Source organism: Streptomyces sp. Ru62, from assembly GCF_002920615.1.
GTDB lineage: Bacteria > Actinomycetota > Actinomycetes > Streptomycetales > Streptomycetaceae > Streptomyces.
The window spans coordinates 58,382-74,278 of record NZ_PQSU01000001.1 but is presented as its reverse complement, the minus strand read 5'-3'; the positions used below and the strand labels follow the sequence as shown (position 1 = coordinate 74,278).

Annotated in this window: 13 protein-coding genes; 4 read left to right on the top strand and 9 right to left on the bottom strand. The window is 73.2% G+C overall.

Features of this window, described 5'->3' with window-relative positions; genetic code table 11:
• Positions 1-8: 8 nt before the first annotated feature.
• Complete coding sequence (locus C3492_RS00380; protein WP_103809687.1) at positions 9-509, bottom strand: YbjN domain-containing protein; 501 nt, start codon at positions 507-509, stop codon at positions 9-11.
• Entirely contained in the window at positions 502-1,959 is a 1,458-nt protein-coding gene (locus C3492_RS00375; RefSeq protein ID WP_103809686.1) for a glycosyltransferase, read from the bottom strand. Before C3492_RS00375 ends, C3492_RS00380 begins: the two co-directional genes overlap by 8 nt.
• A 212-nt stretch (positions 1,960-2,171) precedes the next feature.
• Here C3492_RS00375 and C3492_RS00370 point away from each other — a divergent pair, with 212 nt between their 5' ends.
• The 3 genes from C3492_RS00370 (at position 2,172) to C3492_RS00360 (ending at position 5,923) form a co-directional block, all read left to right on the top strand.
• Positions 2,172-2,984: an SAM-dependent methyltransferase gene (locus C3492_RS00370; protein ID WP_103809685.1), complete on the top strand. Its 813-nt coding sequence runs from the start codon at positions 2,172-2,174 to the stop codon at positions 2,982-2,984.
• A 244-nt stretch (positions 2,985-3,228) separates the two neighbouring features.
• Positions 3,229-4,332: a C40 family peptidase gene (locus tag C3492_RS00365; RefSeq protein ID WP_103809684.1), complete on the top strand. Its 1,104-nt coding sequence runs from the start codon at positions 3,229-3,231 to the stop codon at positions 4,330-4,332.
• 289 nt (positions 4,333-4,621) lie between these two features.
• Positions 4,622-5,923 carry a PP2C family protein-serine/threonine phosphatase gene (locus tag C3492_RS00360; RefSeq protein ID WP_181140115.1) on the top strand — a complete coding sequence of 434 codons (1,302 nt, stop codon included), beginning with the start codon at positions 4,622-4,624 and terminating at the stop codon, positions 5,921-5,923.
• Between the two features lie 104 nt (positions 5,924-6,027).
• On the opposite strand, the gene C3492_RS00355 is transcribed toward C3492_RS00360, so the two are convergent.
• The 3 genes from C3492_RS00355 to C3492_RS00345 all read right to left on the bottom strand — a co-directional run bounded on the left by C3492_RS00355 (position 6,028) and on the right by C3492_RS00345 (position 7,661).
• Positions 6,028-6,375 carry a DUF2516 family protein gene (locus tag C3492_RS00355; protein ID WP_181140114.1) on the bottom strand — a complete coding sequence of 116 codons (348 nt, stop codon included), beginning with the start codon at positions 6,373-6,375 and terminating at the stop codon, positions 6,028-6,030.
• A gap of 109 nt (positions 6,376-6,484) precedes the next feature.
• Positions 6,485-7,096 (bottom strand): hypothetical protein, encoded by a 612-nt coding sequence (locus C3492_RS00350; RefSeq protein ID WP_103809681.1) that lies wholly within the window; start codon positions 7,094-7,096, stop codon positions 6,485-6,487.
• An 82-nt stretch (positions 7,097-7,178) separates the two neighbouring features.
• Positions 7,179-7,661, bottom strand: a complete 483-nt coding sequence (locus tag C3492_RS00345; RefSeq protein ID WP_103809680.1) for a helix-turn-helix domain-containing protein — start codon at positions 7,659-7,661, stop codon at positions 7,179-7,181.
• Positions 7,662-7,787: 126 nt separating this feature from the next.
• Between C3492_RS00345 and C3492_RS00340 the strand changes: the two genes are divergently transcribed.
• Positions 7,788-10,157: an excinuclease ABC subunit UvrA gene (locus tag C3492_RS00340; RefSeq protein ID WP_103809679.1), complete on the top strand. Its 2,370-nt coding sequence runs from the start codon at positions 7,788-7,790 to the stop codon at positions 10,155-10,157.
• 102 nt (positions 10,158-10,259) lie between these two features.
• On the opposite strand, the gene C3492_RS00335 is transcribed toward C3492_RS00340, so the two are convergent.
• The 4 genes from C3492_RS00335 to C3492_RS00320 are packed head-to-tail and all read right to left on the bottom strand — an operon-like array spanning position 10,260 to position 15,775.
• Positions 10,260-10,757 (bottom strand): HAD domain-containing protein, encoded by a 498-nt coding sequence (locus tag C3492_RS00335; protein WP_103809678.1) that lies wholly within the window; start codon positions 10,755-10,757, stop codon positions 10,260-10,262.
• Between the two features lie 52 nt (positions 10,758-10,809).
• Entirely contained in the window at positions 10,810-12,840 is a 2,031-nt protein-coding gene (locus tag C3492_RS00330) for an AAA family ATPase (protein ID WP_103809677.1), read from the bottom strand.
• 48 nt (positions 12,841-12,888) lie between these two features.
• A complete protein-coding gene (locus C3492_RS00325) occupies positions 12,889-13,506 on the bottom strand; it encodes a TetR family transcriptional regulator (protein ID WP_181140113.1) in 618 nt (205 codons plus the stop codon).
• Between the two features lie 10 nt (positions 13,507-13,516).
• On the bottom strand, positions 13,517-15,775 hold the full coding sequence (locus C3492_RS00320) for a phosphotransferase family protein (RefSeq protein ID WP_103809675.1): 2,259 nt from the start codon (positions 15,773-15,775) through the stop codon (positions 13,517-13,519).
• Positions 15,776-15,897 lie beyond the last annotated feature (122 nt).

Here is a 15,897-nt window from a genome sequence, read left to right as displayed (position 1 = left end):
GCGAGACGTCAGTCCGCGGGGCGGTCGATCAGGTGCATGAACGCCTCCAGGTTGCGCGTGGACTCGCCGCGCGCCACCCGCCAGGCGTACTCCTTGCGGATCGAGGAGGCGAAGCCGAGCTCCAGCAGGGTGTTGAAGGCGCCGTCGGCCGCTTCCAGGACCTGGCCGAGGAGCCGGTCCACCCCGTCCGGGGTGACGGCGGCTAGGGGCAGCCGGGCGGTGACGTAGACGTCGCCGAGGTGGTCCACGGCGTAACTCACGCCGTACAGCTTGAGGTTGCGCTCCAGCAGCCAGCGGTGGACGCCCGCCTCGTTCTCGTCGGGGTGGCGGATGACGAAGGCGTTGAGGGAGAGGGAGTGGCGGCCGACGAGGAAGGACACCGTGGTGGACAGCTTGCGCGTGCCGGGCAGCTTGACCACGTAGTTCCCGGGCTCGGGGCTCTCCCACTCCAGTTCCGCGTCCTCAAGGACGCTCTCCAGGACCTGTCCGGCCTTCTCGACATCACCCATGGTGGGAGCGTACGCGACGGCGGTGGGACTGGGTCGCGGCCGTGTAGACGTCGGCGGTGGCGGCGGCGGCCGCGTCCCAGCCGAAGCACTGGGCGTGCCGTGCGGCGGCCCGGCCCATGCGCGCGCAGAGCTCCGGTTCGTCGGCGAACCGGCGCAGCACGCGCGCGTAGTCGGCCGGGTCGTGGCCCTGGACCAGGAAGCCGGTCTCGCCGTCCCGCACGGCCACCGGCAGACCGCCGACCGAGGCCGCGAGCACCGGCGTCCCGGACGCCTGCGCCTCGATGGCGACCAGCCCGAAGGACTCGCTGTACGACGGCATGACCAGGACGGACGCGGCCCGGAACCAGTCCGCCAGCTGCTCCTGGCCGACCGGCGGGCGGAACCGCACGACGTCCGCGATGCCCAGCCGGGCCGCGAGCTTCTGCAGCCCCTCCGGCTTGGCCAGCCCGCTGCCGCTGGGGCCGCCGACGACCGGGACGAGGATGCGGGAGCGCAGCTCCGGGCGCTCGTCCAGCAGGACGGCCACGGCGCGCAGCAGGATGTCCGGTGCCTTGAGGGGCTGTATGCGGCCCGCGAAGAGGGGGATCAGGGCGTCCCGCGGGAGACCGAGCCGGGCGCGGGCGGCGGCACGGGCGTCGTCCACGGGGGCGGGCGAGCCGTCCTTCGGCGAGCCGTCCGTCAGGGAGCCGCCCTCCAGCGAGCCGTCCACCGGAGAGCCGCCCTCCAGCGAGCCATCCGTCGGGAAGTCGCCCCTCGGGAAGGGGCGGAAGCGGTCCAGGTTCACGCCGGGGTGGACGACGGCGACCTTCGCGGGGTCGGCGGCGTAGTACTGGACCAGCTCGCCGGCCTCCTCGGCGGTGTTGGCGATCAGCCGGTCGGCGGCGGCCACGATCTGGGTCTCGCCGATGACCCGGGCGGCGGGCTCGGGGGTGTCGCCGTCGGCCAGGTTGGCGTTCTTGACCTTGGCCATGGTGTGCATGGCGTGCACCAGCGGCACGCCCCAGCGCTGGGCGGCGAGCCAGCCGACGTGGCCGGAGAGCCAGTAGTGGGAGTGGACGAGGTCGTAGTAGCCGGGTCGGTGGCCGGCCCAGGCCTGCATCACGCCGTGCGTGAAGGCGCACAGCTGGGCCGGGAGGTCCTCCTTGGCCAGGCCCTCGTACGGACCCGCGTCGATGTGCCGGACGAGGACGCCGGGGGCCAGCTCGACGACGGGGGGCAGGCCGCCTGCCGTGGCCCGGGTGAAGATCTCGACCTCGATGTTGATCGCGGCCAGCCGCTGGGCGAGCTCCACGATGTAGACGTTCATGCCGCCCGCGTCGCCGGTGCCGGGCTGGTGGAGCGGGGAGGTGTGCACGGAGAGCATGGCGACCCGGCGGGGCCTGCGGTACAGCCGGAGCCGCGTGCCGGCCGCCGGGGAGCGTCGCCCGAGCCTGCTGACGTACTGGCTCACCTGGCGTTCCTCCTTGTTGCGGGCATGCCTGACGAGGGCCCACCTCGCCCTCCAAGCTGGTCCAACAGTGAGCGGGTGCCCGCCCATTTCCTGCTCAGGCGGCTTTGCCGAATCATTACCCAGGATCGATCAACGGTTCGAATGCGGATGGCGTCGGCGGCGGTGCGCCCCGAGGGGCAGGCCCGCGGCGGCGTCCGCTTACCCTCGTACTCATGACAGCCCGCGCCGCCACCCGCCCCGTGGGAACGGTGACGCGCGGGACCACCAACCCCAACCGGCTGCGCCGCATGGACCGCTGGATCGCGGCCACGCACGGCGCCGAGCTGCGCCGCGCGAGCGAGCCGGTGGCGGTCGACCTGGGATACGGTGCCGCTCCCTGGACCGCCGTGGAACTGCTGACCCGGCTGCGCGCGGCAGCGCCCCGCGCGCGTGTCGTCGGTGTCGAGATCGAACCGGAGCGGGTCGCGGCGGCCCGGCCGTACGAGCGGGAGGGGCTGACCTTCCGGCACGGCGGCTTCGAGATCCCGGTGCCCGGGCGCCCGGTGCTCATCCGGGCCGCCAACGTGCTGCGCCAGTACGACGAGGACGAGGTCGCGGCGGTCTGGGAGCGGCTGCGCGCGCGGCTCGCCCCGGCGGCCGGCGGCTCGCGTGGCGGGCTGCTGGTGGAGGGGACGTGTGACGAGATCGGGCGGCGGCACGTGTGGGTGGCGCTCGGCCCGGAGGGTCCGCGCACGGTCACCTTCGCCACCCGGCTGGGCTCCCTGGACCGCCCCTCCGACCTCGCCGAGCGCCTGCCGAAGGCACTGATCCACCGCAACGTCCCGGGCGAGCCGGTGCACTCCTTCCTGCGTGACTTCGACCGTGCCTGGGCCGCCGCCGCGCCCTACGCCTCCTACGGCGCCCGGCAGCGCTGGCTGCGCGCGGTGCGGGACCTGACCGCCGACTGGCCCGTCACCGACTCCCCGGCCCGCTGGCGGCAGGGCGAAGTGACGGTGGCCTGGGCGGCGTTGGCGCCCCGGGTCTGATCCCGGCACCCGGGCCGGACAGCGGGGCCCGCGTCTGACGCCGCGTCGGTATCACCCGTTCGGGGCACCGGAGACGGAACGATCTCCGTGCGTCGTTCGTCACACCGGCGAGGAGATCGTCGTATCCGGTGGCGAGCGGGGGAATTCCGGTTTCCGACGGCCTCTGTCGCTTTGCGCGCGGCCGTGGCACGATCCCTCAGACGCCCGTAAGTTACTGACGGTAAATCAGTTTGGGGGAAGACGTATGGGACCGGGCAAGCGCGGCCTGCTCACGGCCGCCCTGACCGTGATCTGCGCGGTGACCGTCCTGTCGGCGCCCGGCACCGCGTTCGCGGTTCCCGAGCCCTCCCGCACCCCGTCCGGGACCCCCACACCCACGGCGACTCCCATACCGACCCCGACTCCCGCGCCCAGCAAGGATCTTGAAGAGGTCCGCGCGAAGCTCGACAAGCTCTACCACGACGCCGCCGTGGCCACCGACGCGTACAACGCGGCCGAGGAGAAGGCGGAGAAGCAGTCCGCCGAGATCGTGGAGCTGGCGAAGAAGATCGTGGCCGGCCGGCGGAAACTGGACGAGCTCAAGGACCAGGCGGGCGCCGCCGCCCGCGACCAGTACCGCACCGGTGGCCTGTCCGACACCGCCCGGTTCCTGCTCAGTGACGACCCGGGCCGGTTCCTGGACGGCGCCGGACGGGTGCTCCAGGGCCAGCAGGCGGCGAAGAAGCTGATGGCGGAAAAGGCCCGCACCCAGCAGGAGTTGCAGAGTTACGCCGACGACGCCTCCGACCGCTGGAAGGAGCTGGAGGCGAACCGCAAGGCCAAGGACGCCGCCAAGAAGAAGATCGAGAAGCAGATCGACGCGGCCGAGAAGCTCCAGTCCCGGCTGGAGAAGAAGGAGAAGGAGCGGCTCGCCGAGCTGGAGCGGGAGGCCGCGGCCAGGGCGCAGACCGCCTGGCTGGACACCGGCGCCCTGAAGGACGTCCACGGAAAGGCCTCCGCACAGGGCGAGAAGGCCGTGCAGTACGCCACCCGGCAGCTCGGCAAGCCGTATGTGTGGGGCGCCGAGGGCCCGGACTCCTTCGACTGCTCGGGCCTGACCTCCCAGGCCTGGGCGGCGGCCGGCCATCCCGTGCCGCGCACCTCGCAGGAGCAGTGGAAGCAGCTCAAGCACGTCGAGGTGAAGGACATGCGCCCCGGTGACCTCGTCATCTACTTCGACGACGCCAGCCACGTCGGGATGTACATCGGCGACGGCACGATCATCCACGCGCCGCGCCCCGGGCGGACGGTGACGATCGCGGGTGCCGGCTCGATGCCGATCCTGGGGGTCGTACGACCGGACGCGTGACCGGTCGCGCGCGGTGCGGTGCGGGTCATCTCCCCGGTGACGTACGTCATGTGACCCACCGCACGCACGATCCGCCCCAAACTCCCCCAGGACGTGAGCTTCGTCATCCCGCCGGGGCCGTCGGTGTGTCCAACTGCGGTACGGAACGCGGCATATGACAGTGGCGCGCACGGGAGCGACGCGGCTCACACCATTCCGTCGGGGCGGTCCCAGCCGCTATGGTCCCGGTCGGTGGGTCGAGACCCCTCGACGCCGCCGTGCCCTCGGGGGGAGGGAAGGAACCCAGGAAATGCCCGTACCCGTACCGCGGCAGAGAGCGATCCCGGCCGTGGAGAGTGGTCAGGCGCAGGCCGCCCGCGCAGTCGGCGGCCCCCTCAAGGAAGAGGCCCACCGCGACGCCACGGCCGTGAACGGCACCGGCGCCACTCTCACCCTGCTGCTGATCGAGGACGATCCGGCCGGCTCGCCGATCGTGCCCGACCTGTTGGACTCGGCCGGCAAGCCGATCCGCGTCCGCACCGCCCGCAACCTCACCGAGGCCGAGCGGCTGCTCACCGACGACGTCCACTGCATCCTGCTGGACCTGGCGCTCCCGGCGCCGGGCGGCAGCGGCACCGACGACGAGCTGGCCGTGCTCAGGCACGTCCTCCAGCTCGCGCCCCGGCACGCCGTGCTCGCGCTGACCGCCTCCGGCGACGCCGAGCGCGGCGCCGAGGCCGTGCGCGTGGGCGCCCAGGACTACCTCTTCCGGGACGAGCTGGACGGCCGGCTGCTCAGCCGCGCCATCCGGTACGCGGTGGAGCGCAAGCGGTCCGACACCGCCGAGCGGCGGCTCGCCGAGGGCAAGATGCGCGCGCAGGAGAACCGCCGGCTGGAGCGCGGCCTGCTGCCGACCCCGCTGCTGGAGGGCTCCTCGCTGCGGTTCGCCGCCCGCTACCGCCCCGGCCGGTCCCGAGCGCTGCTCGGGGGCGACTTCTACGACGCCGTCCGCACCCCCGACGGCACCGTGCACGCCATGATCGGCGATGTCTGCGGACACGGCCCGGACGAGGCCGCACTCGGCGTGGAGCTGCGCATCGCCTGGCGGGCGCTGACCCTGGCCGGGCTGTGCGGGGACGAGCTGCTGAACACCATGCAGCAGGTGCTGGAGCACGAGCGCGCGGACGAGGAGATCTTCGCGACGCTGTGCACGGTGGACATCGCGCCCGACGGCCGCCGGGCCGGTCTGTGCCTGGCCGGCCATCCGGCCCCGCTGATCGCCCGCCCCGGCCGGCCGGCGCGGCTGCTCCCCTACGAGAACAACGGCCCCGCGCTGGGGCTGCTGCCCGGCGCCCGCTGGCCGCGGATGCAGGTCGAGCTGGGTGCCGAGTGGAGCCTGATGCTCTACACCGACGGGCTGATCGAGGGCCGGGTCGGTGAGGGCGGGGAACGGCTCGGTCAGGACGGCATGCTGGAGATGATCCGCCGGCAGCTGTCCGAGGGACTGCGGGGGGAGGCGCTGCTGCGGGCCGCGGTGAGCGAGGTGCGGGACCTCAACGGGGGCGAGCTGACCGACGACGTCGCGGTGGTGCTGCTGGATCGGACGCGGTAGGCGGAATCCCGCCGTGCGCGGTTCCGCGCCGTCGGCCGGGTACCGGCAGCTCCTGGCTGTTCCCACACACGCACTCGGCGAGCGGTCCCGCCGGCGGGATGCCGTCAGCGGCCGCCGTTGTACGGGCCGTACGGGCCGTCGCTGCTGCTTCCGCCCCGGCGGCGGCCCCACCCGCGGCCGCCGCCCACCTGCTGGAGGGCGGGGCGGACGTCGACGAGGTAGACGATGCTCGCCACCGCGCCGGCGATGGGGAGGATGGACAGGAGCGAGAACAGGTAGCTGACCACGAGGGCGATGGCGAGGATGATCAGCCAGAAGACCTTGTTCTGCTTGTCGGCGGCGCGGAAGGCGTCCTCGCGCCGGAACGCGGCGTCGAACAGCCCGAACGCGGCCAGGGCCATCAGAATGATCTTCAAGATGCCCATGAAACCCGCGAAGCCCAACATCAGCATGCTGTCCACCGCCCGTTGTCTGCCGATCCCTGCTACGCCGCCACCGTACCCATAGAACGGGCCGGACACCCCAAAGGTGCCCGGCCCGGACCCGTCTCGTCGGCCATGGTCACTTGGCCGGCGGGGTCGTCTTCTTCGCCGTGGTGGTCGGGGTGGTGGTCTTGCGGGGAGCCGGGGCCTTCTTCGCCACGGGCTTCCTGTCCGCGGCCGGGTCGGCCTTCGCCTCGGCCGGCTTCGGCTGGTCGTCCTTGACCTCGACCGGCTCGGGCTTGCCCTCGACCGCGATCGCCAGCTCCTCGATCTCCTCGGCGGCCTCGCCGCGCCAGGTCTTCACGGCCTGCTCGCCGTGCTCGGCGACCCGCTCGTAGGTCTCGCGGGCCTTGACGGCGTACTCGGCGGCGACGCCGACGCTGCGCAGGGCGAGGTCCTGGGCGGTCTCGCCGAGCTTCTTGAGGTCGACGTCGATGGTCCCGATGAACTCGTTGACCTTGGCCTGAAGGGTCTCCTGCGCCTCCTTGGCGCGGGCGGTGGCCTTCTCCTGCACGGCCTTCGGGTCGGTGTTGCGCACGGCCTCGATGCGCGCCGGGGCCTCGGCGCGCAGCTGCTCGACCAGGGCCGGCACCTTCTTGGCCTGCTGAAGCGCCAGGTCGGCGGTGCCGGCGGCGAAGTAGAGCGGGGTCGGGTCGCTGAGGGTCTTGCGCAGGTCGTCGGTGATGGCCATGGTGAGGGTCCTCCCGGATCGGATTCGCGTTCGGCTGGGTTGGTGTGGTCCGCGGCGGGCGTCCGGAGCCCTGGTCCGGCTTTTATCCGGCCGTCCGCCGCGGGCCGGCGTCCGTGTCACTTCCGGCGGCATCGCCTGAGCCGGCCGTACGGCTGCCGCCGCCGGTCCCCTGGTCCACGTTCCCGGGGCCGTCGTCCTCGGCACGCTCGCCGATCCCGAAGCCGTTCTCCTTGCGGAAGGACTCGTAGATCTGGAGCAGCACCTGCTTCTGCCGCTCGTTGAGCGTGGGGTCGGCGAGGATGACGGCGCGCGTCTCGACCTCGTCCCGGTCCCGCTCGGCGTCGAGGATGCCGGCGCGGACGTACAGCGTCTCGGCGGAGATGCGCAGGGCCTTGGCGACCTGCTGGAGCACCTCCGCGCTGGGCTTGCGCAGTCCACGCTCGATCTGGCTCAGGTACGGATTGGACACCCCGGCGGCGTCGGCGAGCTGCCGCAGCGACAGCTGGGCGTTCCGCCGCTGTTCGCGCAGGTACTCACCGAGGTTGCCGACGTTCAGCGATGCCATGCCTCCACCTTGCCCCACCCACGCTAACAATTGCAAGCACCCCGCTTGCAAGAGTGTGTCGTGTCACCGGGAAGGCGTCAGGAATGGAGAAGCGCCCGCCGTCGGGGCGCCGCTACGGTTGCCGGCATGGACGACGCCATCGCACAGCATGCCGCCGACAGTCATGACCTGATCCGTGTGCACGGGGCACGCGAGAACAACCTCAAGGACGTGAGCGTCGAGATCCCCAAGCGCCGGCTCACGGTGTTCACCGGGGTCTCCGGCTCGGGCAAGAGCTCGCTGGTGTTCGACACCATCGCCGCCGAGTCGCAGCGGCTGATCAACGAGACGTACAGCGCGTTCGTCCAGGGCTTCATGCCCACGCTGGCGCGGCCCGAGGTCGACGTGCTCGACGGGCTGACCACCGCGATCATCGTCGACCAGCAGCGGATGGGCGCCGACCCGCGCTCCACGGTCGGCACCGCGACCGACGCCCACGCGATGCTGCGCATCCTGTTCAGCCGGCTCGGCACCCCGCACATCGGCTCGCCCAAGGCGTTCTCCTTCAACGTCGCCTCGATCAGCGGCGCGGGCGCGGTCACCGTGGAGCGCGGCGGGAAGACGGTGAAGGAGCGCCGCGCGTTCAGCATCACCGGCGGCATGTGCCCACGCTGCGAGGGCCGGGGCACGGTCACGGACATCGACCTGTCCCAGCTCTACGACGAGGACAAGTCGCTCAGCGAAGGCGCGCTCACCATCCCCGGTTACAAGCCGGGCGGCTGGAACCACCGCCTCTACACCGAGTCGGGCCTCTTCGACCCGGACAAGCCGATCCGCACGTTCAGCCGGCGGCAGTTGGACGACTTCCTGTACCGCGAGCCGGTCCGGATGAAGATCGCGGGCATCAACATGACCTACGAGGGTCTCGTGCCGCGCATCCAGAAGTCGATGCTCGCCAAGGACCGGGAGGCGATGCAGCCGCACATCCGGGAGTTCGTGGACCGCGCGGTCACCTTCACGACCTGCCCCGACTGCGACGGCACCCGGCTCAGCGCGGCGGCCCGGTCCTCGAAGATCGAGGGGATCAGCATCGCCGACGCCTGCGCGATGCAGATCAGCGACCTGGCCGCGTGGGTGCGCGGCCTGGCCGAGCCGTCCGTGGCGCCGCTGCTCACCGCGCTCGGCGAGACCCTGGACTCGTTCGTGGAGATCGGCCTCGGCTATCTCTCCCTGGACCGTCCCGCGGGCACGCTCTCGGGCGGCGAGGCGCAGCGCACGAAGATGATCCGTCACCTCGGCTCCTCGCTGACCGACGTCACGTACGTCTTCGACGAGCCGACCACCGGCCTGCACCCGCATGACATCCGGCGGATGAACGACCTGCTGCTGCGGCTGCGCGACAAGGGCAACACGGTGCTGGTGGTGGAGCACAAGCCGGAGGTCATCGCGATCGCCGACCACGTGGTGGACCTCGGCCCGGGCGCCGGTACGGCGGGCGGCACCGTCTGCTTCGAGGGCACCGTCGCCGGGCTGCGGGCGAGCGGCACGCTCACCGGGCGGCACCTGGACGACCGGGCGGCGCTGAAGAAGACGGTGCGCAAGCCGACCGGGGCCCTGGAGATCCGCGGCGCCACGACCCACAACCTGCGGAACGTGGACGTCGACATCCCGCTCGGTGTGCTCACCGTCGTCACCGGCGTCGCCGGCTCCGGCAAGAGTTCGCTGGTCCACGGCTCGATCCCGGCCCGCGAGGGTGTGGTGTCGGTGGACCAGGCGCCCATCCGTGGCTCGCGGCGCAGCAACCCGGCGACGTACACCGGTCTGCTGGAGCCCATCCGCAAGGCGTTCGCCAAGGCCAACGGGGTGAAGCCGGCGCTGTTCAGCGCCAACTCCGAGGGCGCCTGCCCCTCCTGCAACGGCGCCGGGGTCGTCTACACCGACCTGGCGATGATGGCCGGGGTGGCCACCACCTGCGAGGAGTGCGAGGGCAAGCGGTTCGACGCCTCGGTGCTGGAGTACCACCTGGGCGGGCGGGACATCAGCGAGGTGCTGGCGATGCCGGTCACCGAGGCCGAGGAGTTCTTCGGGGGCGGCGAGGCCCGCACCCCGGCCGCCCACCGCATCCTGCGGAACATGGCCGACGTGGGCCTCGGGTACCTCACCCTCGGCCAGCCGCTGACCACCCTCTCCGGCGGCGAGCGGCAGCGGCTGAAGCTGGCCACGCACATGGCGGAGAAGGGCGGGGTCTACGTCCTGGACGAGCCGACCACCGGCCTCCATCTCGCCGACGTGGAGCAGCTGCTGGGCCTGCTGGACCGGCTGGTCGACGCCGGCAAATCGGTGATCGTCATCGAGCACCACCAGGCGGTCATGGCGCACGCCGACTGGATCATCGACCTCGGCCCCGGCGCGGGCCACGACGGCGGCCGCGTCGTTTTCGAGGGCACCCCGGCCGACCTGGTCGCCGCGCGCTCCACCGTCACCGGCGAGCACCTCGCGGAGTACGTGGGCGCCTGACGCGCTGCGGGGCGGGCGTGCGGCGCCGTGTCGCCGGACCACCGGCCATCGCCGACCGCGGGCGTGCCCTGGCTGGACGCGCCCCCGGGCCGGAGCCGCGTGTCAGACACGGCCACGCGCCCCTCCGGCGTGCTCCCCCAGCCACTCCTCCAGCACCGCGAAGTCGGCCTCCGTCAGCCCGTACCGGTGGTCGACGCGGTGCGGGAGGGTCGGGGCCGGGTGGTGGACGGCGATCCAGGCGCGGTCGGCCTCGGTGATCTCGTCGTCCACCCAGACGAAGGGCCGGCCCGCCGCCCAGTCGGCCAGCGTCCGGGTCTTCCAGTACTGCGGGCCCGGCCGCTCGTCCGCGTCCGGCCACCGCACGACCGGCAGCGGCGGCAGGCCAAGCCAGGGCGCGATGCAGTCGTTGGCGTCGTCCATCCAGGTCGTGGCCCACACCAGTGCGCAGCCCAGCGCCGTCAGCCGTGGCCCCAGCGCGGGGTCGAGGCGGGGCAGCAGCGGGTGGCCGGCCGGCACCGGCGGGCCGTCGTGGAGCGGGTAGGCGCGGTCCGCCGCCCCGAAGGGGATGAGCGGACCGTCCACGTCGAGGAAGAGCAGCATCACCCTTCAGGTTCGTGCCCGGAGCACCGGCCGTCCAGGGCCCCGCCCCCGGTCAGAACGGCAGCGGCCGGCTGTGTACGACGTCCAGCCGGGACACCGCCCGGGTGAGCACCACGTAGAGCCGGTGGGCGCCCCGTTCCTCCGCCTCGGCCACGGCCGCCGGTTCCACGGCGACGACGTGGTCGTACTCCAGGCCCTTGACCACGCTCGCGGGGACGACGGTCAGCCGGGCGGCGGGCGTGTCGGGGCCGGCCGGGTCGAGGCCGGCCCGGCCGAGTGCCGCGCGCACCCGGTCGGCGTCCGCGTCGGCCGTGACCACGCCGACCGAGCCCTCCCGGTCGAGGGCGTCGCGCACGGCGGTCACGGTGGTGCCGAGCAGGTCCTCGGTGGGCCGCAGGGTCAGCTCCCCGTCCGTGCGCAGCGAGGTGGCGGCGGGCACGGCGACGTCGAGGCGGGCGAGCAACCGGTTGGCGAGCTCCAGCACGGCCGCCGGCACCCGGAACCCGGTGGTCAGCGGCACCACGGCCGCGTCCGGCCGGCCCAGGTGGCGCAGTTGGACGGACCAGTCGCGGGCGGCCCACGGGGTGGTGCCCTGGGCGAGGTCGCCGAGGACGGTCAGGGATCCGAACACGGCGCGGCGGGCGATGGCCCGGCACTCCATCGGCGACAGGTCCTGCGCCTCGTCCACGACGAGGTGGCCGTAGCCCTCGGGGTGTTCGACGAGCCCGGCGAGTTCGTCGAGCAGGACCAGGTCGGCGGCCGACCAGCGGGCCGACTTGTACGAGCGCGGCGGGCGGGCCCAGAGCAGTGCCGCCCGCTCGTCCGGGTCCAGCAGGCCGTCGGCCGCCCGGGCCAGCGCCTCGGCGTCGGTGAGGAGTTCGGCGAGGACCTCCTCGGGGCGGACCTTCGGCCACACGGCGTCGAGCCGCTCGGTCAGTGGCCGGCAGCGCTCGACGCGGCGCACCCAGGAGGCGGGCAGCACCCCGGAGCGCCGTTCGGCCCGGTCGCGCAGCCGCCGCACCACCCGGGTGCGCACCCGCTCCCGTCCGACGGCGTACGGCGGTTCATCGGCGCGCACCTGAGCGACCAGGTCGGCGAGTTCGGCGGCGGGGACCCGCCAGCGGTAGGAGCCGTCGGGCACGACGAGGTCGGCGGCGCCGTCGGTGGTCACGCGCGCGTACAGCGCCCGGCGCAGCACCTCGGCCATGCGCGGGTCGTGCTTGACCGCCGCGGTCTCCAGCGGATCGGTGCCGGTGACCGGGTGGCGGGCGATCTCGTCCAGCAGGGTCGACTGGCGGACGCCCGTCTCGCCGAGGGAGGGCAGCACTTCGGCGATGTAGCCGAGGAAGGTGCGGTTGGGGCCGAGGATCAGCAGGCCGGAGCGCTGGAGCCGCTTGGGGTGGGTGTAGAGCAGGTACGCGGCCCGGTGCAGGCCGACGGCGGTCTTGCCGGTGCCGGGGGCGCCCTGCACGCACACGGAGTCGGTGAGGGCGGCGCGGACGAGGTCGTCCTGCTCGGGCTGGATGGTCGCGGCGATGTCCCGCATGGGGCCGACGCGGGGCCGTTCGATCTCGCGGGCCACGATGTCGCTGGTCCGGGACTCGCCCCGGCCCAGGTGCTCGTCCTCCAGGCCGGTGAGGTCGGCGGAGTCGCCGCGGCTGCCGGGCGCCCAGCCGAACCGGCGCCGGACCGCCACACCCTGCGGTTCGCGGGCGCTCGCCTGGTAGAAGGCGCGGGAGACGGGAGCCCGCCAGTCGACCACGAGCGGTGGTGCGGCCGGGTCCTCGGTGATGCGGACCCGGCCGACGTGGTAGCTCTCCCCGCCGTGCCCGGGGTCGCCGTCGGCGAAGTCGAGCCGGCCGAAGAACAGCGGACCGGCCGGGAGTTCGCGCAGGGCCTTGGCCTGGCTGCGCAGCCGGTGGCCGAGGACTTCGGCGTCGGCTCCGGAGGCGGAGACGTCCTCTCCGATGACGACCTGTTCCGCGGCGCCCTCGACCATCGCGGCGAGGGCCGTACGGCAGGTCTCGTGGTAGGCGCGCTCGGTGTGCAGGGTGTCCTTGAGGGCGGAGTCGAGTGACGTCATGGCGCCAGCGTACCGCCAGAACGTTACCGAGTTACATTTTTTACCGAGTCACATACGCTGGCCCCGGAGCTCCGGCAGCGCCTCCGCCAGCCGCCGGAACGCCCGCTCCGCGGCCTCCACCGCGTCCGGCGCCACCTCCGCCACCGGCTCCCCCGCCGCGATCCGCCGCCAGTTCTCCAGGGCGAGGACGCGCTGCACGGCGATGATCTGCGCGGCGGCCAGCCGCGCCGGCAGATCGCCCCCCAGGACCTCGGCGAGCGCCGCCTCCGACCGCTCCTGGTGGGCGTACGCCCGCGCCACCAGGGACGGGGTGCCGTAGAGCAGACGGTGGAAGGCGAGCACGCCCGGGTGGTCGTTCAGCCCGGTGACCGGGTCGCGCCGCTCCAGGCCGGCGAGGAAGTGCCGGCGCAGCGCGTCCACCGGGTCGGCCGCCCCGGCGACCACCCGCGCGGCCTCCGTCTCGTGGTCCGCGATCCGGTGCAGGACCAGGTCCTCCTTGGCCGGGAAGTACCGGAAGAGGGTCGGCTTGGAGATCCCGGCCGCGGCGGCGACCTCCGCCACGGACACGGCGTCGAAGCCCCGCTCCAGGAACAGCCGTACGGCGATGTCCGACACATCCTGGTACATCCGCTGCTTCTTGCGCTCGCGCAGGCCCATCTCACCCATGGGGGCGAGCCTACGCAGGGCTGTCCGGACCGGTCCGCAGACCCAGCGCCCGGGTCAGGTAGGGATTCGACCGGGGCGGGATGGTCAGGCCCAGCGACGCGGTGGCCGCCGCCAGGGTCATCGCGTACGAGTCGAGCGCCCGGCGGACGTTGGGTGCCTCCCGGCTCGCTCCGGTGACCAGCCGGTCGAGATCGACGTACGCCGAGCGGACGGTCTCGATCCACCGGTACACCCGCCAGTCCTGACGCCAGTTCCGGGTGCACTCCCGCGGCAGGCGGCGCTCCCAGCGGCGGAACATGCGGTCCCGGATCTCCGGCCGGGTGGGGGTGAGGTGCATGTGCCGGACCAGGTCGTAGAGCGGGTCCCCGACCAGCGCCATCTCCCAGTCGATCAGGGTCAGCGCCAGACCGTCGTCCCGGCGCACCAGGTTCCAGGGGTTGAGGTCGCCGTGCAGCAGGGCCGGGGTACGGCGGGTGAGCCGGTGCCGGCCGAGGATCTCACGCAGCCGGGACGCGCCGGGCAGACCGAGGAAGCGGGCCAGTTGCTGTGACTCCTGGGGCAGACCGGCGACGAGCAGGACGAGCTGGTCGCTGAGCCAGTCGTAGAAGTCCAGGCCGACGGCGACCGGGTCGAGCTGGGCGTGGTCGACCTCGGTGAGCGCGGCGAGCTGGTCCACGAGTCCGTCCGCCTCCTGCGGAAGCAGCCCGTGGACCGGGTGGGCGGGCTGGCGGCCGGGGTCGCGCGGCCCCTCGTAGGTGTGGATCGCGAAGCGGTCCCCGGAGTACGCCCGGTTGCCGGAGTGGCTCTCCCCCAGCGCGAGGATCCTGGGCGCGGCCACCGCCGCCCGGGACTGCTCGATCGCCCGCAGCACGGCGTGCTCGCTGAGGAAGCTGCGTTCGAGCCGGCGGGCGTCCGCCACCTTGCGCCGCACGATGACGGGGAACGCGGTGCCGGGGGCCCACACCACCGTGTTGAGGTGCACCGTGCCCTTGAACACCCGCTCGGCCGGGGCCGCGCCCTCCAGGAGCAGGGCGTTCCCGACGGCCGAGTGGGGGAAGTCGGGATGCTCCGAGACGCGCCCGTCCGGCTTCCAGTCGATGGCCCGGGTGACCCGGCCGCCGCGGCCCGCGCCGCCGCGCCACACCGCGTCGCTCGCCGCGGCCCGCCAGCGGTAGAGGATGCCCTCGATCTCCCGTTCCCCGGGCACCTGCCCCAGCCGCAGCGGCTCGGCGGCGAGTTCCAGGGCGCGGTGCACACGGGCCGTCGCCTCGTCCAGGCTCTTCTGGTCGAAGGAGTCCTGGAGGGACTGCGCCGCCCTCATCACATCGGGGTACACCGACTGGGCCCGCTCGAAGGCGAGGTAGTGGGGCAGGTCCCGGACCACCCCGTTGACGGCGGCGGGCCGCACCGCCTGCACGGCGTGCGCCCAGGCGTCGACGACCTCCTTCTCCTGGTGGTCCGGGTAGCGCATCCGGACCAGGTGGGTGGCGAGGTCGTGCAGCGGGTCGCCGTAGCTCGCCAGCTCCCAGTCGACACAGATCAGGGGCGGGTCGCCGCCGTACGACATGATCACGTTGTCGCGGTGCAGATCGGCGTGGAGCAGGCTGTACGGCCGGCGTGCCATGGCCGGGACGCGTTCGGCCAGCCGCACCAGCGCGTCCTCCGGGATGCCCAGGGCGGCGAACAGCCCGCCGAACGCCGTCCAGTTGGGCTGCCGGATCTGTAGGTCGGCCATGCGGGCGAGGGTCTGGAGGAAGCCCTGGCTGTCGGTGTAGTTGCGCGGCCACAGCGACGGCAGGGGCGGGAGCGTGGCGCTGCTGCGCACCTGGGCCGTCTCGGCGAGCAGACCCGCCAGCGCTCTTATCAGCAGGCCGTCGACCGGCTTGCCGTCGCCGCACACGCTGGACAGCGGTACGCCGTCCACATAGCTGTGGATGGCGAAGCCGTCGCCCTCGGCGAGGCACTCGGGCACGTTGGGCAGCACGCCGTGGACGGCCCGCAGGATCGCCGACTCGTTCTGCCAGGTGCGGATCACCACCGGCAGCGCGCCCTTGCGCCGCACCCGCACGGTCACGGGGACGCCCGGCTCCCGGCCGAGCAGCCGCGCCACCGGCTCGGACAGCGGGACCACGTAGTTCTGGTTGTGGAACCCGCCGCTGGCCGCCCCCTCGGCGGCGGCGTACTCCAGGAACGTCCGGAAGACGGCCCGGCTCCGGGCTCCGTCGGCGCGGCCCCCGGTCGTGTCGAGGGGGACGGAAGGTGCGCCCACTGGCCGCTCCGGAGGTCGATCGCGCGAGAACACGAGAAGGGGAAGGCTGGGGAAAGGTTAAGTCCGCGTGACAGCCGGCACGACCGGGCGCCCAGCCGAGTAGCCCAACGGTGGTCTGCCAC